This is a genomic window from Pedosphaera parvula Ellin514 (genome assembly GCF_000172555.1).
In the GTDB taxonomy this organism is placed as follows: Bacteria; Verrucomicrobiota; Verrucomicrobiia; order Limisphaerales; family Pedosphaeraceae; genus Pedosphaera.
In genome coordinates this window covers 20,267-45,420 of record NZ_ABOX02000005.1, presented here as the reverse complement: position 1 = coordinate 45,420, position 25,154 = coordinate 20,267, and the positions used below count along the sequence as shown (strand labels likewise).

The 25,154-nt window shown below is 52.9% G+C and carries 15 protein-coding genes; 6 read left to right on the top strand and 9 right to left on the bottom strand.

Annotated features, from left to right (window positions below):
- The first annotated feature begins 98 nt into the window (after positions 1-98).
- On the top strand, positions 99-3,653 hold the full coding sequence (locus CFLAV_RS31860) for a DEAD/DEAH box helicase (protein ID WP_007413614.1): 3,555 nt from the start codon (positions 99-101) through the stop codon (positions 3,651-3,653).
- A 55-nt stretch (positions 3,654-3,708) separates the two neighbouring features.
- Here CFLAV_RS31860 and CFLAV_RS05275 read toward each other — a convergent pair whose 3' ends face one another.
- The 5 genes from CFLAV_RS05275 to CFLAV_RS05255 form a co-directional block, all read right to left on the bottom strand.
- Complete coding sequence (locus CFLAV_RS05275; protein WP_007413613.1) at positions 3,709-4,284, bottom strand: YdeI/OmpD-associated family protein; 576 nt, start codon at positions 4,282-4,284, stop codon at positions 3,709-3,711.
- Positions 4,285-4,457: 173 nt separating this feature from the next.
- Positions 4,458-4,883 carry a hypothetical protein gene (locus CFLAV_RS05270; RefSeq protein WP_007413612.1) on the bottom strand — a complete coding sequence of 142 codons (426 nt, stop codon included), beginning with the start codon at positions 4,881-4,883 and terminating at the stop codon, positions 4,458-4,460.
- Positions 4,884-5,213: 330 nt separating this feature from the next.
- A complete protein-coding gene (locus CFLAV_RS05265) occupies positions 5,214-8,108 on the bottom strand; it encodes a PAS domain-containing protein (RefSeq protein WP_160164491.1) in 2,895 nt (964 codons plus the stop codon).
- Between the two features lie 352 nt (positions 8,109-8,460).
- Positions 8,461-10,461: a metallophosphoesterase gene (locus CFLAV_RS33645; protein WP_007413610.1), complete on the bottom strand. Its 2,001-nt coding sequence runs from the start codon at positions 10,459-10,461 to the stop codon at positions 8,461-8,463.
- Positions 10,462-10,463: 2 nt separating this feature from the next.
- Entirely contained in the window at positions 10,464-11,330 is an 867-nt protein-coding gene (locus tag CFLAV_RS05255; protein ID WP_007413609.1) for a tetratricopeptide repeat protein, read from the bottom strand.
- Between the two features lie 121 nt (positions 11,331-11,451).
- Here CFLAV_RS05255 and CFLAV_RS05250 point away from each other — a divergent pair, with 121 nt between their 5' ends.
- The 5 genes from CFLAV_RS05250 to CFLAV_RS05225 all read left to right on the top strand — a co-directional run bounded on the left by CFLAV_RS05250 (position 11,452) and on the right by CFLAV_RS05225 (position 20,236).
- Positions 11,452-12,744, top strand: a complete 1,293-nt coding sequence (locus CFLAV_RS05250) for an MFS transporter (protein WP_007413608.1) — start codon at positions 11,452-11,454, stop codon at positions 12,742-12,744.
- Positions 12,745-12,912: 168 nt separating this feature from the next.
- Positions 12,913-14,175, top strand: a complete 1,263-nt coding sequence (locus CFLAV_RS05245) for a 1-acyl-sn-glycerol-3-phosphate acyltransferase (protein WP_007413607.1) — start codon at positions 12,913-12,915, stop codon at positions 14,173-14,175.
- The gene (locus tag CFLAV_RS05240) at positions 14,162-15,076 is read left to right on the top strand and encodes a phosphatase PAP2 family protein (protein WP_007413606.1); all 915 of its coding nucleotides are present in this window, start codon (positions 14,162-14,164) and stop codon (positions 15,074-15,076) included. The genes CFLAV_RS05245 and CFLAV_RS05240 overlap by 14 nt, the downstream gene beginning before the upstream one ends.
- Positions 15,073-17,580 (top strand): PEP/pyruvate-binding domain-containing protein, encoded by a 2,508-nt coding sequence (locus CFLAV_RS05235; protein ID WP_007413605.1) that lies wholly within the window; start codon positions 15,073-15,075, stop codon positions 17,578-17,580. Before CFLAV_RS05240 ends, CFLAV_RS05235 begins: the two co-directional genes overlap by 4 nt.
- Positions 17,581-18,199: 619 nt before the next feature.
- The gene (locus CFLAV_RS05225; protein ID WP_007413603.1) at positions 18,200-20,236 is read left to right on the top strand and encodes a monovalent cation:proton antiporter family protein; all 2,037 of its coding nucleotides are present in this window, start codon (positions 18,200-18,202) and stop codon (positions 20,234-20,236) included.
- 236 nt (positions 20,237-20,472) lie between these two features.
- On the opposite strand, the gene CFLAV_RS05220 is transcribed toward CFLAV_RS05225, so the two are convergent.
- From CFLAV_RS05220 to CFLAV_RS05205, 4 genes are all read right to left on the bottom strand, one after another.
- Complete coding sequence (locus CFLAV_RS05220) at positions 20,473-21,444, bottom strand: ABC transporter ATP-binding protein (RefSeq protein WP_007413602.1); 972 nt, start codon at positions 21,442-21,444, stop codon at positions 20,473-20,475.
- A 71-nt stretch (positions 21,445-21,515) separates the two neighbouring features.
- On the bottom strand, positions 21,516-22,874 hold the full coding sequence (dnaA, locus tag CFLAV_RS05215; RefSeq protein WP_040547091.1) for a chromosomal replication initiator protein DnaA: 1,359 nt from the start codon (positions 22,872-22,874) through the stop codon (positions 21,516-21,518).
- A gap of 434 nt (positions 22,875-23,308) precedes the next feature.
- Positions 23,309-24,721, bottom strand: a complete 1,413-nt coding sequence (gene glnA / locus CFLAV_RS05210; RefSeq protein ID WP_007413600.1) for a type I glutamate--ammonia ligase — start codon at positions 24,719-24,721, stop codon at positions 23,309-23,311.
- A gap of 69 nt (positions 24,722-24,790) precedes the next feature.
- Positions 24,791-25,129: a P-II family nitrogen regulator gene (locus CFLAV_RS05205; protein ID WP_007413599.1), complete on the bottom strand. Its 339-nt coding sequence runs from the start codon at positions 25,127-25,129 to the stop codon at positions 24,791-24,793.
- Positions 25,130-25,154: the final 25 nt, after the last annotated feature.

The window sequence follows — 25,154 nt, the reverse complement described above, 5'->3', positions numbered from 1 at the left end:
TTCTTTTTTCCATCCGCTCATTCTTCGAGGTTCGAAGGCCGTCGTTTTCTGTTTGTTGACTTGCGGCAGGCCATGTTTGCCGTAGGCTTTTATTAAAGATGCCGACGCTCGTTTTGCCTTCCACAGCAGTGCAAGCCAGTGAGTTCATGCACTCATTGCCCTCCAACGCGCAGGCGCGTGGTGAAAGATATTTCGTTCAGGACCGCATTCCTGCAATTCGGCAAACTTCCCCGAATGAATTTTCCGCAACGATTGAAGGCTCTCAAATTTACAGGGTGACTCTCTGGTTCGACGCTCAAGCCGGCTGGGATGCCGACTGTTCTTGCCCCATCGGCTTTGACTGCAAACATATCTATGCAGCCATGAGAGCCTTATTGGCGGAATACAGTTCCCCCTCCATGCACCAATTGAGTGATGGATCAGCCCCTTCAACCGCCAGTAAACCCTCCTCCAAACCAAAACCCTCCTCGGGAAATTTTGCCGACGATGTAAAACGAGCGCTCAATCGGGCGCTGAAGGCCGAAGAAAAGTCATTTCTTAAAAGGCTCGATCGCATCTACAAAGAATGCACTCGCTACGGCAACATCAGCCAATGGCATTTTGAACAGCTTGGGCTAAAGCTGAAAGTGAACGGTTGGGGCCCCTTGCACATCTGGCCTTCGTTTCCAAATACATTGCGGGAATTCTGGTTATATGTGGCCAACGCAGTTCAGGAACAAGGCTCCTCTGTGCCCGCATTCCTGCAACCTGTAACCAACCTGGACGAGATCAGGCAAAAATTGCAATCCTGGCGGCGTGAGCAGGAGATCGAGCAATGGAAACAAACCCTCGATCAATCCCTGTCCTGGTCCGCGCCAGCAGTTGCCACAAAAACCAATCCATGCCAGTTGCGTGTCCGCTTCACTGAACAAGCTGCCGTCCTGGAATGGAAGCTTCCGGGCCGCGAAAACTTCGAAGCCGTCAAGGCAGCCCAGGCCAGGACATTACAAGGCGAGTTGCAAAATGGCCGTACCGTGCTCGCTCCTGAATTGGAATGGTTGTGGGAGACGTTTTCTTCGCGCCTGGATTTTGGCAGCCGTCCCGAACTGCCTTACTCGGATGCCTCCCCGCTTAAAAAATTGGGGCGCCTCTTCCGCATGCCCGAATTCAACGACTTGCTCGTCAATACTGAAGGCCAGCCTTTCGAGCGACCGGATGCCACCCTCCGCTGGCGATTTGATTCCCCGGCGGACACATCCGGCGATTACCGGTTTTATTTGGAACGCACAGATGGCTTGCCGATGCCTCCGGTTCTCTGCGAGATCGAGGGCCGCCCGGCGCTCTTCGTCACCCGCGCCGCCGTTTTCCGCGGACCTTCAACCGAGAGCGACATCTTGGCGCCCAATCGCGATAATTTAATTCCCGCCCCCGCTCTGGAGAGCCGTTCCGGCGCGATGCTCCTTCATTCTCTCAACCTGGAAATGCCGCCGCGCCTTCGCGAGCGTGTGCGCACGATTCCTTTGCATCTGGCCATCACCTGTGCGCTCGCGGAAAGTTATCCCGGAAGCAATAGTGAAATCTGCACGATTCAAATTCAGGCTCAATCCCCGGATGGCAAAGCTGTGGAAATCTGGAATGGAAATTCGTGGCTTAATGCCCAGTCGCAAGTGTTGCATTCTTCAAAGAAAGCGAAGAATGAGGCCATTACGCTTTTCGACCGGAGTTCTCTCTACGACGCTTCTTCCCTTTTGACCGCTTTCGATGCCCGCTGGGAAAGCTACGCCGGCCTGTGGTCCATCCGGGTCACCAAAAAATTTCCGGAACAATTTGCCGTCTGGCTCAAATCACTGCCGTCCGAGATTAAAATTGAATTAAAAGGCGAGCTCGCCTCTCTCGCCCAGGATGCCATCGCCGGTCGCGTCCGGCTGGATGTTGCCGAAGCGGAAATGGATTGGTTCGATTTGCGGGTTGTTCTTGATGTCACCGACACCACGCTTACTCAGGAGGAACTCAACCTGCTGCTCAACGCCCGTGGCGGCTATGTGCGGCTGCAAGGCAAGGGCTGGCGCAAACTCCACTTCAACCTGGACGCCGAAGAGGATGAACAACTCGCCCGACTGGGATTGAATCCCCGCGAACTGACCGCCGCGCCGCAACGGCTCCACGCTCTTCAATTAGCGGAGCATTCCGCGAAAAAATTTCTCCCGGAAGAACAGTTCGAGAACGTTCAACGCCGGGCCGGGGAAATCAAGGCACGCGTCACCCTGGCTCTTCCCGAATCGATTCAAGCCACGCTCCGCCCCTATCAGCAGGAAGGCTTTCATTTTTTGGCCTATCTCGCGGAGAATCGTTTCGGCGGCATTCTTGCCGACGACATGGGGCTGGGCAAGACGTTGCAAACCCTCTCCTGGCTGCAATGGTTGCGCGGCTCGGGCAAGGCGCAAATCACCCCTTCGCTGGTCGTATGTCCCAAGAGCGTGATGGACAATTGGTGCGCCGAAGCCGCTCGTTTTGCCCCCGGTTTGAAAGTCAAGGTCTGGACGGCCAGCAGCCTCGACCAGCTTCTCCGGTCGCTGAATGAAGCCGATCTGCACGTGATGAATTACAGCCAGCTCCGCCTCATTGGTGAATCGCTCGCACCCGTGAACTGGCTGGCCGTGATTCTGGATGAAGGGCAATATATCAAAAATCCGAATTCTCAGACGGCCCAGGTGGCACGCGCCTTGAAGGCGCAACACCGGCTCGTTCTTTCCGGAACTCCCATCGAAAACCGCCTGCTCGATTTATGGAGCCTCATGAACTTCGCCATGCCTGGCATTCTCGGCAGCCGCACTCAGTTTGCCCGTCTGTATGATGCGAAAGAGGATCCCTTTGCCCGGCGTCGCCTCTCTGCGCGTGTCCGCCCTTTTCTCCTGCGACGCACCAAGTCCCAAGTCGCCAAGGATCTGCCCGACCGCATCGAAGAGGATTTGTACTGCGAAATGGAAGGGGAACAAAAAACGCTTTACCGCGCTGAATTGAAACGTGCGCAGCAAATGCTCCTGCGAGTCAAAACCCAAAAGGAGTTCGCTAAAGAGCGCTTTCATTTTCTCACCTCGCTGCTGCGTCTCCGTCAGATTTCCTGCCATCCCCGGCTGGTCAAACCGGAATCCCGCGCCAGCAGCGCCAAAGTGGACGCCTTGTTCGAACAACTCGAACCCTTGGTGGAGGAAGGCCAAAAAGTCCTCGTCTTTTCCCAGTTCGTGGACATGCTCGACATCCTGCGAACCGACATCGAAGCCAAAGGCTGGCCCTTATTTTACCTGGCAGGCGACACCGAAAACCGCGGCGAGTTGGTACAACGGTTTCAGGCAACTGAAGGTGCGGCAGTCTTTCTCATTTCGCTCAAGGCCGGCGGCTTCGGCCTCAACCTGACCGCCGCCAGCTACGTCGTCCTTTTTGATCCCTGGTGGAATCCGGCCGTGGAAAACCAGGCCATCGACCGCACCCACCGCATCGGCCAGTCACGCAATGTCATTGCCTATCGACTGCTGATCAAGGAGAGCATTGAAGAAAAAATCCGGCAACTGCAGAAGCAGAAATCCTCCCTCGCTGACGATGTTCTCGGTGAAGAAAAGTTTGCCCAAAGCCTCACCATGCAGGATCTGGAGTTTCTCCTGAGTGATGCTCCATGAGCGACCAGCGTGACGAAGGCAGCCCGTCTCTGCTGCACTCCCGCCCATTGAAAGCTCAGACCTTCCTGGCCAGATGAGCCAGCCTTTGCCCCTTTTCCGAATCCTGAATCAATTGTTCCAACCGTCTTGACTTCGTCTCCTCCCTTTTCGCGCTCATCACCCACCAACTGGCTGTCCGCTGATACCACGGTGCCTGCGCCCGGAAGAATTCCCACGCCTTCCTATTCGCTTTGAACCGCTTCTCCGCAGCGGCCTCCAGCTTTCGCTCCGCATTCTCGAATGAGTAAATGCCCGACCTCGCCGGATCACGTCTCGCAAATGCCTGTAAACCCGTCGCCTGCATGCGTCCCAGTTCCTTCAAGGCCTCTACCCGTTTGATGTTTACCTTGCTCCAGATGCTCTTCGGCTTTCGTGGCGTAAACCGAATCATGTAACTCAACCCGTCAATCCGCTTCCGCACGCCATCTATCCAGCCAAAGCAAAGCACCTCATCCAAAGCTTCCGCATAGGTGATGCCATTTTTGCCTGAATCCTTTTTATAAAAGCCGACCACGACCTCGGTGGCTTTACCACCGTTCGTTTTCAGCCATTGCCGGAAATCCGCAGCCGAGGTGAAACAAATAATCTCCATTGAATCGTGCAACAGGTTTTCTCACGCGCCTTTTTGCAACGCCATCCTCGCATAAAAATCTGCCAATCGCTTTTGCATCTCTTGCGGAGCTACGTCCGGAATGGGCTTAACCTTTGTTCTCATGCGACGACTAAATACAGAAAACTTTCCTGATTTCCAATGCCCAAGGCAACTCAGTTGACATTCAGCCTTTTGGCCACTTCAGCATGCGCCATCACCACATCCGGCTCGCGCTGCAACGCCTCAAAGTAGCTCCGCTCGAATCCCTCGCCTTCCTCGGAAGCTTTTAATAAAGCTTTGGTCTCTGCCGCAAAGCGCTTGACGATCTCGGCTGTCACCGGCTCCTCGCCATCCAAAGTCTCATCCATCACGACCACCAACTCAGACAACGGATGCAACCAGGCGAACCACGGGTCGCTGATCAGCAATTGCAGAAATTTGTTTTGCGATTCAATCGGGCCGAAAGTCTGCTCGTATCCAACCTTTTCGGAATCGATCAATGTCTTGTGCAAATCCAGGATGCTTTGGCGCAGGGCTTGCAAGTTCTGCCGAGGCTGGTCGGCGTTTGATGGCGATGGGGAATCAGGTTGCGAAGTCATGGAGTAAAAAGATTATCTGAGTTTTCATTCGCGTCATATAGCGCGTTTAAAATAATCTCTATTATTATTCGCCTTTGCGCAAATGGAGAGAACAGGCAACGGTGGATTACAACTTCCGCTCCCGCCTTGTTACGTCAACCCGCCCCCCCCCAGATACTCCGGTGAAAGAAAAGCCAGGTTCCGCATCCCTAGCCTGTTCGCAAGCCTCAGACGCACGATCCAAAAGCATCGAATTCCCCCGGCTTCCGCTGGAAGTATCGCACCGACTTCTCAGAAAGCATGTATGAAAGAATATTCATCGCTCTTGTTCAGTCCGCCTGTCCCTGGGCCTCACCGCCCTTGAGTTCTACCGGAGACGGCCACGAACCCCGGGAAAAATTGCTTCGCGCATTCCGGGCACATTCCGTGGCTGAAGTTGGCATCAGAATGGTCACGGATGAAAAACTCAATCTGATTCCAATACCCCTTGTCGTCCCGAATCTTTTTACAACCAGAGCAGATCGGCAGCAGGCCCCGCAACGTTTTCACTTTCGCGAGTGCCTCCTTCAATTCGCTGTTGGTGTTCTCCACATCGGCGGCGAAGCGGCGCAATTGCTCCTCCGCGGCTCGGCGCTCAGTAATATCCTCCGTCGTGCCAACGTATCCCACCGCTTTGCCCTGGGCCATGATGGTGGCTGCCCGCGAACGTACCCAGCGCACGATTCCTTCCGGTGTTTGCACCCGAAATTCTCGCGTAAATTCCCTGCCTTCTTTGGAACAGGCGGCCATTTCTTTCATCACCTCATCACGCTCCGGTGGATAAATCGCATTTGTCCAGCCCAGGCCCGTCACTTCATCCGATCTCAAGCCAGCCAGACGCAACCATTGGGCATTTGCATAAAGGCAATTCCCGGCCAGATCAGTTTGAAAAATTCCAATGGGCGATGACGCTGACAGCGCACGGAAACGCGCTTCGCTGGCCCGCAATTCCGCTTCTGCTTCCTTCCGCCGGGAAACGTCCCTGACGATTGCCAGGAATCCAACCATTTTGCCATCTGCCTCCCGCAAGGCCGTAACGACCACGCTTACGGGTATCAATAGGCCGTCTTTCCGTACGTAGGTCCATTCCCGCTCTTCATAGCCAACATGCCGTGCCTGCTCCACGAGAACACTGAATCCGGCAATCGTCCGGTCAAATTCTTCACTCAGTTGCGCACCGTAACTCTCCACTTCATTCGGAACATGATACCTCTCAGGCGTGACCTTCCCGACCATTTCCTCTTTGGTATAACCCAAAATGCGCTCCGCGCCTGGATTGAACATGGTGATGATCCCGTTTGTATCAGTCGCGATGATCGCCACCTGTGTGGCCGCATCCAAAATGGCTTCCAGTTTGGCTTTAACCCTCGCCAGGGAAGCTTCGACCAGCTTGCGCTTATCCAGATCCTTCTCCAGCGCCAGGTTCGCTTTCGTTAAGGCATTGGTCCTGTCCTCAACCCTTTTCTCCAAATCCGCGTTGAGGCGCTTAAACTCATCCTGCACCTGCTTTAAATCATTAATATCCGTGCACGTTCCAACCCATTGGACAATGTCACCTTTTTCATCCCGGAGTGGCAGAGCCCGTCCCAAATGCCAGCGGTAAACCTCATCAGAGCCCTGTCTAAGCCGGTATTCTGTCTCAAAGCTCTCACCCGTCTCACAAGCCTGGCTCCATCGTGCCATGCAGCTTTCCAGATCCTCCGGATGAATGGCCGCCTGCCAACCCCAATCTTTCGCCTCTTCGAGATTCAGGCCGGTGTGTTCAACCCACCTTTGGTTAAAATAATCGAGGCTGCCATCCGGCTTCGCTGTCCAAATAATATGGGGCATGGAATCTGCCAAAAATAGATAGCGTTGCTCGCTTGCTTCCAATTCTGCAGTGCGCTCAGCTACTCTCCGCTCCAACACCTCGTTCAATTCCCTAATCTGCGTCTCGGCGATCTTGCGCTCACTAATGTCCCGGAATATGGAGAGCAACAAAGGCTTCCCACCCTCCAATTCCACATACGATACGGAAACTTCCACATCTGCCACCCTGCCTGAACGGAATTTAATCTGTTTTTCCAGGTTTTGATCAATCATCCCAGCCCGAAAACGTTCCTTATATTTTTGCAGACTCCGCCTGGGATCCTCATCATCCGCGAAGAGCTCGGAAATCGGTTTGTTCAGGAGTTCCTCCGCCCTGATACCCACCATGTCACAAAACGCCGGATTGACGTCGATCATCGTTCCCTCCCCATCGGTCAACCGCATTCCATCCGCTGAATGCTCCCAGATGGATCGGAACCGCCGCTGCGAGTCGCGCAATCCGCGCTGCACTCTCCGCCGCTCTCTCGCTGAATCATTCAACGCCGCTCCAATGCCGCAAATAATTGCCATGGAAATGACAATGCTCGCTATCACCACCATGGACACACTGAAATCGGCCGCGAACAAACTGGTCCCATGATTGATCATCTTCAACCCGCCCAACAGGGAAGGAATGAAAATGGCCAACGGCATCAACCGGCGCGTGATCTTGCCTCCCACTTCCATGCTGCAGAGTGTTGCGATAATACCATGCTCCGGCCTTGCAGTCAGCATGCCCAAAGTTAACACCACAAAGGCTGCGCAGGTATGCAACGCCATCGGCACATAGCTCGTCGTGGAATAAAAGGATCGGGAATCAAAAAGGTAACTGACCAGTGTCAGCCAGGCCCACAGCATTGTCCAGATGGCCAGATATTGAGCCGGCCATTGACCACGCTTCGTCCGCTTGTCCAGGGTGACCAGTCCCGCCGCACAGCAGAACAGATTGATGGCCGTGTTAGGCGACATGGCCCTGGGAAAATGAACCGATTGAGCAGCCAACTCGTGACGAAAGAGCAGTTGATCCACTTGAAAACCCCAGCCTGTCAACGAGCTTGCAAGTTTCAGGAGCGCTGCCAGGCCTATAAATGCAGCGCAGGTGCGGCCGATGTACACCAGGAGCGGGTCAGGAGCTGTCCCCGGAGTCTGCTGTGAACAAATCAGGGAAATGGCGGCCAGAATGAAGCAGACGGCCGTCAACGGATTCATGGCCGGCATCCCGGGAATGATTTGAAGCAGGAATTTGAAGTCTGCTGCCCAGCCAATCAGGACGAATGTCCCAAGAAAAGCCACCATTCCAGCCGCAATCTTGGAAAAAGTTCGCAGCGGCAATCCAAATAGCTTTGCCTCGGAGTTCATTTGTTTACAAATCGTTATCGGCGGATTGTTCTTAAGCAAAACCCAGACCATTGCCAAAGCACCTACATGTTTGTACGCAATTTTAAAGTCCACCCTTTGATTTCAACGCAACAAACCCAGTGCCGCCCTCCACCCGTCCTTGACCACGTCCCAATTCGAGACACTCTGACTTTCTAAAAGTCATTCCGCGGATGCCCTCGAATGCATACCTTAGTTACTCTTGTGCTTACATGGTTGATCTGAAAGGTCTGGATTTTTCGAGCCGCTGAAGCCTAAGCAACCTGCAATACTTGAAACGAATCGCAGGGTTGAAGGAAATGGGTTCGTGGAACCTGCCCTGGCCCGTTCAAACTCAGCGCACAACCTGGATGCGGTAAAACCGCTTCCCATTTACCGATGCGCCAGTCAAAGAAAAATCATCGGTAAAACTCAGGCTCGACGGTGAGCCCACCGCGCCTGCGGCCATTTCCGACTCTACTGACCGCACGATCGGCACAAACGTCCCGTTGAAATTTCCATTTGCGTCTCCGTTGCTGTAAAGAACCCGGTAACGCACTCCGCCTATGGAGGGCCAGGTTAAAATCATATGCTGGCTGGCATCTCCTACTATCTTGCCCACGCGCAGCCAGGAATTACCATCCTGCGGGTTGGTTCCCGCCAGGTATTCCTGCAAATTTGTCATGCCATCCTGATCAGGATCACCATTCGGATCGCTCACTCCGTAAAGACGCTCCCAGGCATCATCCATCCCGTTGTGATTGGTGTCACTCAATGATTGCACCGCAATGTTCACCAGCGCGGGAGGGCTGCTGGTTTGCCCATCCGTAACGGCAAATTGAAACGAGTCGCCGTTGGTTGATCCGCGCACGGGGGTATAAGTGAACGTCCCTGTCGGAGGGTTGAAGTTTCTTATCAACCCGTTGGTGGGCGCGCTGGTTAACGCATACCACGAACCATGTTGATTGGTGTTTCCCGCCTGGAATAACAAATTCGTTGAGGAATCAGCGCGAACCACCAGATTGCCTGCCAGGGGACCGTAACTGTCCTTCACAATGCTAAACCAATCATTCGTTTCCCCCGTCTCCCTCAGAAAGAGCGCGTCCAAACGGTTGCTGGCAACGTCAATCACGACCGAGCCCAACGAATTCAACGAAACATACATTGCATTATGGTTCAACGGCCCTCCCTCCATGGAACTTGAACATCCTGCCACCACATACACGGCCCCTTGATGTCCAATCGGACCACCCTCAAGTTTCATGTAGGCACCGACACCGTTCGTCTCGCGACCGCTACCGCCATTGATGAACATGGTATTGGTGTTGAGGGCAGAGGATGGCCCGTAATTGCCGTCCATGAAATAGGACCGCTCATAATCATGGCTGTGTCCCGACAGAATCAAATCCACACCCGCATCCTCCAGGATGGGCACAAAATTCTGCCGCATCTGCATCAGTTCAATTTCAGTATCAGAATCATGCGATCCCTTCGTATAAGGTGGATGATGCCAAAAGGCTATGAGCCAGGTGTTGGTGTTCGCCGCCAGATCAGTCCTCAACCAATTGGCCATCGCTCCATTCGATGAACGATCGGCTGTCATGGAATCAAGACAAACGAAATGGATATTCCCATAATCGTATGAGTAATAATGTTCTGTGCCGGAAGCAACGCCCCCAGCTTCCCCATTGGCTGGAAGGGTGAAGATCGAGAAGTAAGGATAGTTGGTGGTAAATTCGGTGGAGAAGGCGGAATCGTGATTTCCCAAGGTGGGCCAAACCACGGATTTTCGCAACATACTGTTATACGAGTCAAATACGGCGCTCTGGTACTCCGCATCGGTGCCGGTGTAATAGGCATTGTCTCCCAACAGCAGCCAAAGATGCGTATGGTTCGTACCGGTAAAATTGTAGTAGGCCTCCCGCACTGCCGCCTGATCCCCGTTGGCCCAACCTCCATCGCCAATCACCCAAATGCGCGTCGGCCGCGCCACTCCGGCGAGCGGCGCCGTTACAAAAAAAGTATTTGTATCATTTCCCGCCAGGACTCCGATCGCATCGCCAATCGCGTAGTAATACCGCGTATCGGGAGACAAACCGGTGAGCTTGACTTCGTGCTCGGTTGTTGGCGTTGAGTCAGCGTTTGTGAAATTGAGCGCTGCGAGATTAGTGCCGTAAATCACGCTGCTCTCGTTAGTGGCATCCGTACGCCAGCGAACTATTATTCCGCTCGATGTCCCCATTTGCAGGTACGGCCCGCGGGTTACGGTAGTGGCTTGGGCCACCACAACCACCAGCAGCAGGCTGAAAATCATCACGAGGCGCTCGAAGTTTTTCGATTTGGCATACATCGGCATTCTCACTTTTTTACCTCTGCTCTCAACTGGAATTCTTTTGTTTCCGACCGTTCCAATCCTTCACGCAACCGGTGGTCCAGCTCCACCATCATGCGTGTCTGGCGTCGTGCCGGCGCCAAATCTTGCAGCCATGCTAATCCTGACATGTAAGCCGCTCGCGCCTCCGTCGTTCGATCGGCCAGTTCCAGAATTTCTCCACGTCGCGCCGCCCAGGCTTCCTTTCGGGGAGCCAGGGCTGACAATTGATCCAGTCGGGATAAAGCCTCATCGAAATGCTTTTGCTGAATTTCCAAATCGATTGCCGGCAGTTGCAAAGAGGCCACAGCCTTCGTTCTTTTGATGCCTTCATCCAGGCCGTTCAATGCTTCGTCCAAACGGTTTGCCAAAACCAACATGCGTGCACGTTCGAGATAATAGTCCGGCATGGGATCAGGCGTGAGTTGGATTACCTGGCTGAAGTTCTCAGCCGCCTCCGCAGGCCGATTCAAGCGCGAGAGTGCGCGGGCATAGGTCAGGCGGGCTTCAATGTGATGCGGAAAGGCCTTAAGAAAAATCTCCAAAGCCAGCAAAGCCTCTTTTGGATTCCCGGCCCCCAGCAGAGCTCTGCCACGACCCAACTCGGCCAGTTTTGAGGTTGGATCAAGTGCTGCAGCCCGGTTGAAATCGGCCAGCGCCCCCTCCCATTCCTCATGCAATCGATGCAACTCCCCGCGCTCGAGATAGAGTTGCGGATTATTCGTCTCCGCATTTATCTGGATGGTTAGCGCTGCGATCCGTCCATGTAAGTCCCCATGCGCCAAAAGCTTTGCCTGCACAGCAAAAAGGAACAATGCACCAAGTACATATTGCCAAAAACACCTTCGGATCATTTTTCTCGATGTTATTCACTCTGCCTGCCGTAGCGAGCATAAAACTCGTTGCACCCGGGCAGCCGAATTGATTTGCCATGTTGCCCTTTATACGTTCCCTTGTCCGGTCGCTAAATTGAGAATGAGCAGTGAGCCCAGACCTACTTTCGCCAAAGCCATGGGGCTGTTACGCCGGGGAGCGTTCAGCCGCTACATGACGGGCGAAGCTATTTCCATGACCGGCACCTGGATGCAGGCGATGGCCCAAATGTGGGTGATGACATCGCTCACGGTCAAAGCCGTCGATCTGGCCAAAATCCAACTCGCTTCCGGCATACCCATGCTGTTGCTGACGATGGTGGGAGGCAAATTTGCTGATCGCCATAACAAACGCACCATCCTCCTCATCACCCAGGTGGTTCAAATCATTCTCGCCGTCGCCGTCGGTTTCCTCGTCGCTAAAAACCAGATTCAAATCTGGCATATCCTGGTTGTCGCCGTGGTTCTTGGCATTTCCAATTCCTTCGAAATGCCTGCCGCCTCCGCCATGGTCCCGGAACTGGTTGAGAAATGCGACATTGCCACTGCGGTTGCCATTGACCGCTCGGTCTTTCATGCCACACGTTTAATCGGCCCTTCCGCAGCCGGTTTTCTCATCGGTTTCTGGGGCACCTCCTCCGCCTTTTTCGTGAATGCCATCAGCTTTGTAGCCTTGATCATCGCCCTGCTGACCATTCCACGCAGGGCGCCTCATTCAGAGGAAGAAAAGGAAAAACGCTCAGGCAGCATGAAGGCAGGCTTTAAACATGTTCGCTCCGACAAACCAACCTGGGCCATGTTGCTGCTGGGCTGCATTGCCACTTTCTTTGTCGTGCCGGTCATGATCGTAATGATGCCGCTCTATGCTCGGGATATTTTGCATGTCGAAGCCAGACAACTCGGCATTTTGATGTCCATTTCCAGCATCGGCTCGCTCACCGGTTCCATCACGCTACTGGGTGTCTCCCGCAGCGGCAGGCGGGCTCGTCTCGCGCTGGCAATCATCGCCGTCACGATCGCCTTGATGGGAATGGCCTGGACGCATCGCGTTTGGATTGCTGCAGGATGCCTCATTCTCCTTTCCATTGGAGCCTCCACCTGCATCGGTCTGGCGAACATAATAGTGCAGGAGCGCGCGCCGGATCACCTGCGTGGCCGGGTATCTGCCGTCGCTGGTATCTGTCTTTTTGGACTGTTTCCCATTGCTACCTTGCTTGTCACCAGCCTCGCCGATTGGATTGGCATGCGCACAACCATCTTTGCCACCGCCTCCATTTACGCTGTCGGCTCCATTGCCGTTCTCGCCGTCATCGGTCACGAATTCTCCACTCCACTGCCAGAAACACCAAACGCCGAAACATTGCAGACCCAACCTGAAAGTAGTCCAGGAAGTTAGCTTCAGCTCATCCTTCCGATTTCTAAAATCCCTCCGGTTTGATATTTTTGCGGCTGGCATGCCAGGCATCGGACAACCATCGATTTAATCGATAAACCCTGTTTTTTATCAATTAACACAGCCCCTTCATTCTGATGCACTGTGTTGCCAATGAGAGTTGTGGGTTCAATGGAATTGAGTTCGGTTGCCGGTTCTGCTGCCCGGCAGAATGAGGGGACTAAGTCCTTGTCCGCCATTTGGTATGCCTTGCTAAACCGTTGGGTTGTCAGGCTGTACTTCTCGCGCATTAAGGTCATTCACCCGGAGCGGTTGCCGCAAACTGGTCCGGTTCTTTATTTGGGTTTACATCGTAATGGTGCTGTAGATGGCTTCGTTTACCGCCGGGTTTTGCGCCGACCGACGTTTCTCATTTCAACCCAACTTCGCAAAAATTGGTTTGCTCGTCTTTTCTTTCATGGCATCGCGGTGAATCGCCTGAAAGATGAAGGCAACCGCAGCCTCAACGAGACTGCTCTCAAACAATGTCTGTCACATTTGCAGGCAGGAGGCGAATTATTCATTTTTCCCGAAGGCACAAGTTCGCTGGGACCGAGCCACCTGCCCTTTAAGAGCGGCGCCATCTGGCTGTTGCTCGATTACCTTCGCGCGGGCGGCCCGGCGCTGCAGGTCATTCCGCTCGGCATTCACTATGAATGTCCCTGGGGTTTTCGCAGCCGGGTTGAGGTCGTCGTCGGCGAGCCAATCTCCACCGAGTTGCCGGCAGACCACAGCCAGTTTGAACAGTTGCGCGGAATGAAACGTCGCGTGCAAACGGCTTTGGAAACAGTCGGGATCAATGTTTGCAGTGCTGAGCATCAGGAGATCATTCAACGCTTGGCATACGCAGCCAGCCTCGGAACTTCTCGATCCTATTTCAAAACCCTCAAGTCTTTGGAAAAATCCAAAACCGAGGCTGAGTTCACGGCTTGGAATAAATTGAAGCCCGAATTAACTGCCAGAAAGCTGCTGCTTCACCAGGGTGTCCCGCTCTTTCCTTCAGGCTCAGTCGCTTTATATGTCTTGGGACTGCTGTTGGCATCGCCAATTGTAAGTGCTGCCATCCTTTTAAATTTGCCACCGTTTCTTGCTGGTTGGTTTGCCGGACAGAGGTTGGCGGATGATCGTAACGTCATCACCCTTTGGCGCATCCTCGTGGGCTTCCCCATTTTTGTGCTCTGGATTGGAATAGTGTCTTTGGTAGCGATCCTGTTCGGGCAACCGCTACTCCTGCTGGGGTATGTTGCGTTCACCTGGGCAGGCCTGAAGTTGTATCCTCTTACGAAGAAGCTAACCGTCGCTCTTCATAACCAGATGCGCTATCCGGAACTTCGCGCTCCCATGCTCGCCCGCCATAAATCGTTACTCAGTTCATTGCCCAATGAAGCTGAATAAAAACATCTCACTGCTGCCGCACGAGCTTTTCTTTGGATGCTTCCTCGTCATCACGTGGCTGCGGCTGGTGTTCGCGACTGGTCTATCTAGTCCATCAGCATTGCTTTACTCTTCCGTCCTCGCTCTCAACCTCGTGGTAGTCGGCTTTTGTCTTCGTCATGAAACTCCCACACGCTGGCGGCTTCGGCTTTTGTTCTATCCTGTGGCGATGAACCTCATTTATGCCCACATGAGCATCGCCATACCACAAATCCAACCGGCGCACATGGATACCCTGCTGCAACGAATGGATGATCTTCTCCTGGGCGGCAGTCTCAGCCTCCGTTGGCAAGCTTTTGTGCACCCGGTTTTCACGGAACTCTTCAGTTTCTGTTATCTCCTTTTCTTTCCTTATCTGGCCTTCAGCTTGATTACCTATTTTCTCGGCAATCTCGACGTGTTGAAAAAATTCTTTGTCGGACTTTTTACGATCTACGGCCTTGGCTTCCTCGGTTACTCACTCCTGCCCGCCAGCGGACCGCACATTGCAATGGCAGATCGTTTTACCATTCCACTGACCGGCTGGTGCTTCACCAAATGGAATGCTGCTTTGGTGGTGCATGGGAGTAATGGCGTCGATGTTTTCCCCAGCCTGCATTGTGCGGTCACGGCTTTCCTGCTCTTTTTTGATCGTCGTCATTGTCCCAAGAGATTTAAATGTCTTCTTATTCCCTGCCTGGGCCTTTGGCTATCGACCATTTATCTCCGCTATCATTACACCATCGACGTATTGTGTGGCTTCGCCCTGGCCGGATTCGCTCTCTGGCTCGCCAACAAGTTTCCGCTCAAAAGCACAACAACCCATCCTGCGCAAAGCGCCGCCGATTTACCTGTGACTGCACTCAACACCAAAAACTTATGAACTACACTCTCACGATTGATGATTCCCTGGCGGCCAAACCGGAATTCGCCGGCGGTAAAGGTTCCAACCTCGCCATCCTCACCCAACGCGGCTTTCCAGTTCCACCCTGCTTTGTGGTCAGCACACAAGCCTACAAGGATTTTATCTCCAGCCAGGGAGATTTGATGCAGCGAGTAAATGGATTCTCTTTTACCATTCCCGCACGGTTGCGCACGGAAAGCGAAGAGCTGCGTTGCGATCTCGCCAAAATACCGTTGCCTCAGCAATTGGTCAGCGAGGTGCACGCGCAGCTCGCCAAATTCCCTGTGGCACAAAGCTTTTCTGTCCGCTCCTCCTCTACTCTTGAGGATCTGGCTGGAGCAGCGTTCGCCGGACAACATGAAACCTTTCTCAATTGCTCCACGCCGGAGCTGATCCTGGAAAAGATCAAAGCCTGCTTTCTTTCGCTCTGGTCCGACCGCGCCATCGCCTATCGCCACCAAAAACATTTTGACCACGCTCAGGCCGTCATGGCGGTCGTGGTTCAGCAGATGATCGACTGCGAAGTGGCCGGCGTCGGATTCAGTATTAACCCAGTGACCGGGGATTTGAGCGAAATGATTCTGAACGCAAATTTCGGCCTCGGCGAATCGGTTGTCAGCGGCGAAGGGGAGGTCGACCAGTACATCATCGATAAATCCACCCGCGCTCTTCGCTCTGCGCAAATTGCCTGCAAATCGAGAAAGGTCATCAGCTCTTCCAGCGGAATACGGGAAGTGCATCTCGAGTCCGAAGAAGCAGGCAAACCATGCCTGAACAAAACACAACTGGAACAACTGGCTGCACTGCTGCTTCAAGTCGAAGCCAGCTACCGGTTTCCCCAGGATATCGAGTGGGGATTTGCCGATGAAACCTTGTATTTGATGCAATCGCGCCCGGTCACGACCATTCCGCCTCGCTGGACTCGCGATGAATCGGCCGAAAGATTTCCCAACGCCCTCACTCCCCTGACCTGGGATTTCGTCGAGCACGGTTTCCATCGGTCGCTGAGCTTTTCATTTCAGTTGATGGGCTTTCCCGCCTATCACGGCAAGTGGTTTGAAATGCACAATCATTATATTTACGGCAACCAGGCGATTGTTGAACTCTACTGCCGTCGAACACCCTTCTCCGTGCGCAACGTTGAGGAACTCGTCGCCGCCATTCCCGCCATTCGGCAGGAATTTCGCTGGGTTCAGGAACTGCCTTCGCGATGGCTGCGCGATCTGGATCAACATCTCATCCGTATTGGCGCATTCCAATCCGCATCGCTGAAAGATAAAAGTTTGCGTGAGGTGTGGAAACACGTGCTCGCCGTGAACGAACACGGCGCCGAATATTTCCAGCCCAACATCGCCATTTCCATCACTCACAGCACGCTTCATCGACTGCTGCAACGGCTGCTGGCGATGAACTTTGATTCGGAAACGGCCAACTCCCTGTTCGACCGCCTGATGGCTTTCTGCGAAACCAAAACCGGTATTATCAATAAAGAGCTGTTTGAACTTGCCTCCATGGTCCGCTCCCAACCGGGCCTGGAAGTCCTGTTGCAACAATGCAGCTCGCAGGAAGTAATCGCAAATCATACTCTGCAACGATTCCCGGAGTTCAATGATCGTTTTCAGAAGTTCCTTCACGACCACGGGCACCGTGAGATGGATTTCGATGCCTACTCGCCTACCTGGATCGAAATGCCCTGGGTTGTTCTCGATAACATTCGGCTGGCACTCCAGTCACCGACCACTCAATCCCCGACAGACAAGGAACGCGATTTGAAGAATCGCATGTTGGAAGCCGAAATTGAACTCTACCAAAAAATTCCCAGGGACCTGCACTTCTTTTTCGCAGAACTCATTCGCCTTGCCCGTCTGTATACCTCGTTGGATGATTTGGAACATTACCAAACCACCCGGCTCACTCCCTTGTTGCGTCGCGGGTTGCGGGAAATGGGAGAGCGTTTGGTGAGGCAGGGTATTCTTTCCGACTCCATGGACTTGTTCTTTGCGCGAATCGAACAGATCAGCCATGCCATTGATATCGACAATGAGACTGGGTGGAAGGAGTTTTCGACGCTCGTCCGCCAGCAGAAGGCCGCTTGCCTGCAGGATAAAGCCTGCCAGCCCGAATGGATTTTAGGTGAGAAAAAGCAGAAGGAAACTTTTGAAGGCGTTGTTCTCTCTGGGTTGGCCGGCAGTTCCGGCCAGGCAGAGGGACCGGTCTTCATTGTGCTGGGACCGGAAGACTTCGCCCGGTTCCCCAAAGGGGCGGTGCTCGTGGCGCGGACAACCAATCCCACCTGGACGCCGTTGTTTTACACCGCTGCAGCCGTGATCACTGAAAGTGGTGGCCCGCTTTCACATGGGGCAGTGACCGCACGCGAAATGCGCATACCAGCCGTGATGTCAGTCAAGCAATCCCTCACCCACCTTAAGAGCGGTCAGCATGTCCGTGTCGATGGCACACAAGGCAAGGTCTGGTTGCTTTAGACCCGGTATGGCGCAGTGGTTATTGAACGAAATCTGTTACCGCCCTGCCCCGCTCCAATGCGCCATTTGCACCGATGGTCGCGCGCACTCTAATCCTGCGATCGGAGGTAATTGGACTGTGTTGCCAATAAACTCGGGCTTAAACACAAAGCTTGTCGCCAATCCTGCTTCATCTAGGGCAGACGTATCTAAGTAGTCGGCAAAAAATTCGGTCACAAATCATGCACCTCGAGCGACGAAAACCGTGACAATAAAGGGTTTCTTTGACTCGGCGATTTCGGAAATATGATCGAACATCTTGCCACCTACTTAAATGGGTTCTGCCCCAGAGTTTTTGCCGCCACACCATTTTTCTCGACACGAAATCAGATCATTTTTAAACTACCCGCATTGCCTGCTTCCAATGCGGGTAGTTTACGTTACGGCTGGTTCGTCTGGAATATGGTGGCTGGGGCGTCTCAATTCATGACGCATTAGCCGTAGCAGGACTTCGGAGCTGCGCCAATTCGCAAAATCAATTGTTTTTCCACCGGATTGCGGTGGCATTGAGATGCCTGCCCTGCTGCCTTAACCAGCCAGCATTGACGCAACGCGACTCCAGAGCGTACTTTGAAAGCTCATGGGTTCGCACGCGGTTATATTCCTTCAAGATTTGGCGGTGGTGATGCTCGTTGCGGGAGTAGTCACGGTGATTTTTCATCGTCTCAAGCAACCAGTCGTCCTCGGATATATCATCGCGGGAGTGATCATTGGTCCGCACACACCTCCTTTCCCCTTGATCAGGGATGAGGAGACCATCAAAACCCTTTCCGAACTTGGCGTCATTTTCCTGATGTTTTCACTCGGCCTTGAGTTCAGTTTGAGAAAACTGAAGCAAGTTGGAGCCACTGCCTTCATCGCCGCATCCTCTGAAATCCTGCTCATGGGATGGGCGGGATACGAAATTGGCCGGCTCTTCGGCTGGAACAACATGGACAGTCTCTTTCTGGGAGCCATGCTTTCGATTTCCTCAACCACTATCATCATCAAGGCGTTGAATGATTTGGGCAAATCGAAGGAGAGGTTTGCCGAACTCATCTTCGGCATCCTGATCGTCGAAGATATCATGGCCATCGTGATGATCGCCCTGCTCTCGGGTATTGCCATGAGCGGCTCACTGAAGCTGGCAGAGGTCGTCTCAACGGTCGAACGCCTAGGCATCTTCCTGGTGGTTGTGCTGATTGTGGGTTTGCTGGCTCTTCCCCGGTTGATTGGATATGTGGCCCGGTTCAGGAGTAACGAAGTCCTGCTCATCACGATTCTGGGTCTTTGCTTCGGCGTATGCCTGCTGGCGGTTAAACTCGGCTACAGCGTGGCTTTGGGAGCCTTCATCATCGGCGCGGTCATCGCCGAGGCGAGAGAACTCAAAAAGATCGAACATCTCATGGAACCAATTCGTGACATGTTTAGCGCCATTTTCTTTGTATCGATTGGGCTGCTGATTGAACCTGGGCTGCTCGTTGAGTACGCACTGCCCATTGTTGTGATCACCGTGGCGGTGGTGGTGGGCAAGATATTAAGTTGTTCGTTCGGCACTTTTCTGGCCGGCAACGACACTCGCACTTCACTGCGGGTGGGAATGGGACTGGCGCAAATAGGCGAATTTTCATTCATCATCGCCTCGCTGGGACTGACTCTGGGCGTTACCAGCAAATTCCTTTACCCCATCGCCGTGACAGTTTCCGCCATCACGACTTTGTTTACACCCTATTTAATCAAGGGCGCCGATGGAGTGGTCACGCTTATTGACCGATTTGCGCCACCTTCGATCATTGGTTATCTGGCGGTGTATACCCGCTGGGTTGGTCAATTAGGCAACTCCAGTTCCAAGGCGACCTCCGGCAAGCTCATCCGTAGGTGGTTTTGGCAAATTGGCTTAAATCTCGCCCTAATTTCCGCAATATTTATTGCCGACGCCTATCTGGCGCGCCGTCAGCCCGAATGGCTGCCAAAGCGTGCCCGTGGAGATGCCGAGCTCAAATCCATTTTGTGGCTGGCCGCCGTCCTCTGCAGCTTGCCGCTTTTAATTGCCACTTTTCGAAAACTGCAGGCTCTCGGATTGTTGATTGCCGAACTCAGTGTCAAACGCGCCACTGCTGGCGACCGAACTGACAGCATTCGCGCGGTCATATCCCAGATCATTCCCCTTGCCGGAGTCGTGGGTCTTGGTTTTTTTGTTGTCGCCTTGAGTTCGACCCTGCTGCCCCCGATTGAAGTGTTGGGCGCACTTTTGCTCATTGTCGCCCTGGTCACGGTGTTCCTGTGGCGTTCCTTCATCAAACTTTATTCCAAGGCACAGATCGCTTTGCAGGAAACATTCGCGCAACCTCCCGTTCCCCGGCAGGATCAGGCAGCACCTTCGCGCCAGGGAATTCTTGCTCATGCTGAATTGCTAACAGTTGTCATCGAACCGGGATCGGGCGCTGCTGGAAAGCGAATCGATCAACTCAAACTCCGAACCCATACTGGGGCGAATCTCGTAGCTGTTGAGCGAAATCGTGAGGCCATTGTGAATCCGGGACCAGACCATGAAATCGTCGCTGGCGATCAGGTGCTTCTTTTAGGAAATCGCGAACAATTGGAAGCGGCCGAAAAGATGTTACGAACAAAATCCTGACACAAACTTCGCACCATTTACGGAATCAGATTAGTGGGAAGTTGGCACCTGGCCTGCCCAACCGCACCTCCTTGGCGTCTGCTTAAAAGCTGGTGAGAATAACTACCCATGTCGGCGCCATCTCATATCATCTTCAAGCTCAGTTCAAGAAAAATTTTGTGGGAATAGGTGTGCTTTACGCCGCACAGGGTAATTTGATGGCCGGAACCTCGCTTGCACAATCGCCCAAAAACGCCTTATCTCGCGAAAATTTGCCGAATCACGTCTTCAATCGGCACTTCCTGGATATCTATATCGCTCACGGGCAACTCATCCAGCAAAGCCTTGCAAACGGCAATAACGCGCTCCCGCTTCACCTTCAATTTGATCTCGGTTGCATTTTGTTCCAGGACCTGTCCGTATTTCTGCAGGTGTTCGGAGGGAGACTGCTTTCCCCCTTCGCACTGGATGGTTATGAGTTTGGAATCGGCAAAGCGATCGATGATTTCACTTAGCTTGCCGTCGAAAAATATGGTTCCGTGATCAATGATAATGACTCGCTTGCAGAGTTCCTGAATGTCTGCCATGTAATGGCTGGTCAACAGAATGGTGGTCTTCTGCTTCGCGTTGTACTCCCGCAGAAATTCCCGCACCGTCTTTTGCGAAATCACATCCAGGCCAATCGTCGGCTCATCCAGGTAGAGCACTTTGGGTTTATGCAACAGCGAGGCAATCAACTCCATCTTCATTCGCTCCCCGAGAGACAACTCGCGCACCATCACGTTGAGCTTGTCTTTCACGTCGAGTAACGAAGTCATTTCGTCCACGGTCTTCTGAAGTGATTCCCGTGAAATGCCGTAAATCCTGGCGTTCAATTCCAGTGATTCCAAGGCTGGCAAATCCCACCAAAGCTGGTTCTTCTGCCCCAACAGCAGGGCAAACTGCCGCCGATAGCCATCATCTCTCTGCCAGGGAACATAACCGAGCACCTGCGCGGAACCAGTGGTCGGATAAAGCAATCCCGCCAGCATTTTGAGAGTGGTGGTTTTGCCCGCTCCATTTGGCCCAAGAAAACCAACCAGTTCGCCCTCCTCCACCGAGAAATTCACATCCTTCACCGCGAAAGTCTGTTCGTATTTACGATTGAACAGACCTTTAATTGCGCCGCCGAATCCTGGCTGCTTTTTGTACGTGCGAAACGCCTTGGTGAGGCCTTTGACCTGGATCACCGGTGCGTTGCTGGAAACTGTTGGCAGCCCTTGCAAGGTTGGGCACTAATCTGCGGGCAGATTGGCGTTTGTCAACGCAGCAACTGCTTTTCAAGGTAACTTACGACCTGCCGCACACTGGGGTCCACTTCCATGCGGTCCTTCACCAACCGGCACGCATGCAATACCGTTCCATGATCGCGCCCGCCGAATGCTTCACCGATGGAGTTCAGCGACCCTTCCGTGAGTTGGCGGGAAAGGAACATGGCGATCTGCCTGGGAAACGCAATGTTTTCCGGCCGCCGCTTGCTGGTCATGTCAGCCAGACGAATGTCAAAATGCTCCGCCACCTTTTTCTGGATGGTTTCGATATTGATCGAATAGCGCCCTTCTTCGTGCAGCACTTCGCGCAACAGACCTTCCACCACTTCAATGGTGAGTTTCTTGCCGGTCAGCGACGCGTAGGAAGCGACACGAATCAATGCACCTTCCAACCGGCGAATGTTCGCACGAATGCGATTCGCAAGGAAATTCAAAATGTCCTCGGGTAGTTCCACACCCATCGATGCAGCCTTTTTGCGCAAAATCGCCATGCGGGTCTCAATATCCGGCGGTTGCAGGTCGGTCACCAAACCCCATTCAAAACGAGAGACGAGGCGATGCTCCAAGTTCTGGATTTCGCTCGCAGGACGGTCGCACGTCAAAACAATCTGTTTGTGCGCTTCGTGCAGGGCGTTGAAGGTATGGAAAAATTCCTCCTGAATACGCTCCTTGCCCGCTAAAAACTGAATATCATCGATCAGCAGCACATCGGTCTGCCGATATTTTTTGCGAAACTTTGCGATCTGGTTGTTCTGAATCGCATCAATGTATTCGTTGGTAAATTTTTCCGAGGACACATAGGCCACGCGCGCACCTTTCTTATGGCTGAGGACATGGTGACCGATCGCGTGCAACAAATGGGTTTTGCCCAGACCCACACCGCCGTAAAGGAAGAGCGGGTTGTAGGACTTCCCGGGAGCTTGAGCGACCGCCTGAGCCGCCGCATGAGCAAAGTTATTGTTGCCACCCACAACGAACGTTTCAAAAGTATTTTTAGGATTGAACGCCGCTTCGCCCGAGGAACGCTCTGGTGCGGTGGCTTCAACCACCTTAACTTTTTCCGGAATGTCCAGGCCAGCAGGTGTGGTCGAAGCCGTCTGGGTGGCCACGACAAACTTTACCTGTAAGGGACGTTTGGACGTGATGGTCAAAACCTCTTGAAGCAGTCCAATGTAGTTATCCTTAAGCCATACCTCGCAAAAATCGTTTGCCACCTCCAAGACGATGCAGTCTCCATGGATGGCTTGCGGACGCAACGGTGCAAACCACAGATTAAAAGTGTCACCGTTCAACATCGCACGCAGTTTTTCTTGCGCAGCAGTCCAGATATGTTCCGCAGAAATTTGCATGTTTATAGTCCCAAATGCCCCATTTTCCATGATTTTATTCACCTAGCCCCGTAACGCGCCCGTAACACACCTTCATTGCACTGGTTACAAGGACTAATAACATTCGCATTCACCGTTTTTTTTATTGCCCCAATCATCTTGTCTAATGTTTTCCCGAATTGAATGCGTAAGTTTTACTACTGCAACCACTTACAAACAAAAATCTCAAAAGAAACCCTGATTACTACTTCTCGACCGTCGGCCCAACTTTCTGAATCGGTTGTGCGGGGGATGTTCTATTCCAATCCCACCAGAGTTACGAGGACAACATATTAACTTTTATTCACGAGTTATTCACAACCGACGTTCGCCTAATAAAATCAAGGGCTTTTTAACTTCTGAGGTCAAAAAAGGGCACCCCGCGAGCGGGGTGCCCTCGAACACTTATTCACGAACTACACGTCGTAATAGAGGAAGAATTCGTAGGGATGCGGGCGCAGGCGCAATGCATCATGTTCCTTGCGCTTGTTGGCAACCCACATTTCAAGGAAATCCTTGGTGAACACGTCGCCCTTGAGCAGGAATTCGTGATCTTTTTCCAGATGATCCAAGGCTTCACCCAGGCTGCCGGGAACGTTTGGCACTTTGGCCAATTCTTCGGGTGGCAGCTCATAGATGTTTTTATCGAGCGGTTCGCCGGGATCAATCTTGTTAATCACGCCATCCAGACCAGCCATGAGCAATGCAGTGTAGGCGAGGTAAGGATTAGCTGCCGGATCCGGCGGGCGATACTCGATGCGTTTCGCTTTCGGATTATTGCTGAAGGAAGGGATACGAATTGCCGCCGAGCGATTGCTGGCGCTGTAAGCCAAATTCACCGGAGCTTCATAACCTGGCACCAAACGCTTATAGCTGTTGGTGGTTGGATTACAAATGGCGCAGAGTGCCTTGGCATGCTTCAAAATACCGCCAATGTAATGCAGCGCCATTTCGGATAAAGCGGCATATTCCTTGCCGAAGAACAAAGGCTTGCCCTTTTTCCACAAGGATTGATGAGTGTGCATGCCGGAACCGTTGTCACCGAACAGAGGCTTCGGCATGAAAGTAACGGTTTTGCCATGGCGACGAGCCACATTTTTAATGATGTACTTATACAACATCATCGTGTCGGCAGTCTTGACCAGCGTATCAAAGCGGAAATCGATTTCAGCCTGGCCGGCAGTCGCCACTTCGTGATGTTGGCGCTCCACCTTGATGCCCAATTGTTCCATCACCAATACCATTTCGGTGCGGATATCCTGCTGGGTATCGGTGGGAGCTACCGGGAAATAACCTTCTTTATAGCGGACCTTATAACCAAGGTTTGGCATCTCATCGCGGCCGCTGTTCCAAATGCCTTCTTCGGAATCGATGCTGTAGAACGTGCCGTTGGGCTTGTGATCATATTGCACGTTGTCGAAAATGAAGAACTCAGCTTCCGGGCCGAATACGGCCGTGTCGGCAACACCGGTGGAGGTGAGATATTTTTCACCGCGTTGCGCGATACCGCGAGGATCACGGTTATAGGCTTCCTTGGTGCCGGTTTCCGCGATGGTGCAGGTCAGGCTCAGAGTGGGCGCTGCGCAGAATGGATCGATGAAGGCAGTATTGGGATCAGGCATGGCCAGCATGTCTGAAGCTTCGATGCTCTTCCAACCGCGGATGGAGGAACCATCAAATCCAAATCCTTCTTCAAAAACTTCTTCGGTTAACTCGGCCACAGGCACGGTGAAGTGCTGCCAGGTTCCAAAGGTGTCGACAAATTTAATGTCCACCATTTTGGCCCCCTGCTTCTTGGCCATATCAATCACATTCTTAGGTGTGCTCATTCTTGTTGTTATTTAGGTTCAGTCACAAAAAACCCCGTTCTGATTAGAACGGGGAAATTGAAAAAAATATTAAACAGCTTTATCGCCGGTTTCTTCGGTGCGAATGCGAACCGCATTCTCGATGGGACTGACAAAGACTTTTCCGTCACCAATCTTTCCCGTCTTCGCCGCCTTCACAATGGCGGCCACCGCATCGTTTACCTGGGCATCCGCAAGCACAATCTCCAGCTTGATTTTAGGAAGAAAATCGACCGTGTATTCGCTGCCGCGATAAATCTCGGTGTGCCCCTTCTGACGACCAAATCCTTTTACCTCTGAAACCGTCATGCCCTCGACACCCATTTCTGAGAGCGCCTCTTTTACATCTTCGAGTTTGAACGGTTTGATGATGGCTTCAATTTTCTTCATGCGTGCGCGTTGCTGGCCAGATACT

Coding starts and splice junctions, on each gene's coding strand:
- CFLAV_RS05245 (WP_007413607.1), top strand. CDS start 12,913: ATGGAATTGAGTTCGGTTGCCGGTTCTGCTGCCCGGCAGAATGAGGGG.
- dnaA (WP_040547091.1), bottom strand. CDS start 22,874: ATGCAAATTTCTGCGGAACATATCTGGACTGCTGCGCAAGAAAAACTG.
- CFLAV_RS05235 (WP_007413605.1), top strand. CDS start 15,073: ATGAACTACACTCTCACGATTGATGATTCCCTGGCGGCCAAACCGGAA.
- CFLAV_RS05225 (WP_007413603.1), top strand. CDS start 18,200: ATGGGTTCGCACGCGGTTATATTCCTTCAAGATTTGGCGGTGGTGATG.
- glnA (WP_007413600.1), bottom strand. CDS start 24,721: ATGAGCACACCTAAGAATGTGATTGATATGGCCAAGAAGCAGGGGGCC.
- CFLAV_RS05240 (WP_007413606.1), top strand. CDS start 14,162: ATGAAGCTGAATAAAAACATCTCACTGCTGCCGCACGAGCTTTTCTTT.
- CFLAV_RS05270 (WP_007413612.1), bottom strand. CDS start 4,883: ATGACTTCGCAACCTGATTCCCCATCGCCATCAAACGCCGACCAGCCT.
- CFLAV_RS05255 (WP_007413609.1), bottom strand. CDS start 11,330: ATGATCCGAAGGTGTTTTTGGCAATATGTACTTGGTGCATTGTTCCTT.
- CFLAV_RS05275 (WP_007413613.1), bottom strand. CDS start 4,284: ATGGAGATTATTTGTTTCACCTCGGCTGCGGATTTCCGGCAATGGCTG.
- CFLAV_RS31860 (WP_007413614.1), top strand. CDS start 99: ATGCCGACGCTCGTTTTGCCTTCCACAGCAGTGCAAGCCAGTGAGTTC.
- CFLAV_RS05205 (WP_007413599.1), bottom strand. CDS start 25,129: ATGAAGAAAATTGAAGCCATCATCAAACCGTTCAAACTCGAAGATGTA.
- CFLAV_RS05250 (WP_007413608.1), top strand. CDS start 11,452: ATGAGCAGTGAGCCCAGACCTACTTTCGCCAAAGCCATGGGGCTGTTA.
- CFLAV_RS33645 (WP_007413610.1), bottom strand. CDS start 10,461: ATGCCGATGTATGCCAAATCGAAAAACTTCGAGCGCCTCGTGATGATT.
- CFLAV_RS05265 (WP_160164491.1), bottom strand. CDS start 8,108: ATGAACTCCGAGGCAAAGCTATTTGGATTGCCGCTGCGAACTTTTTCC.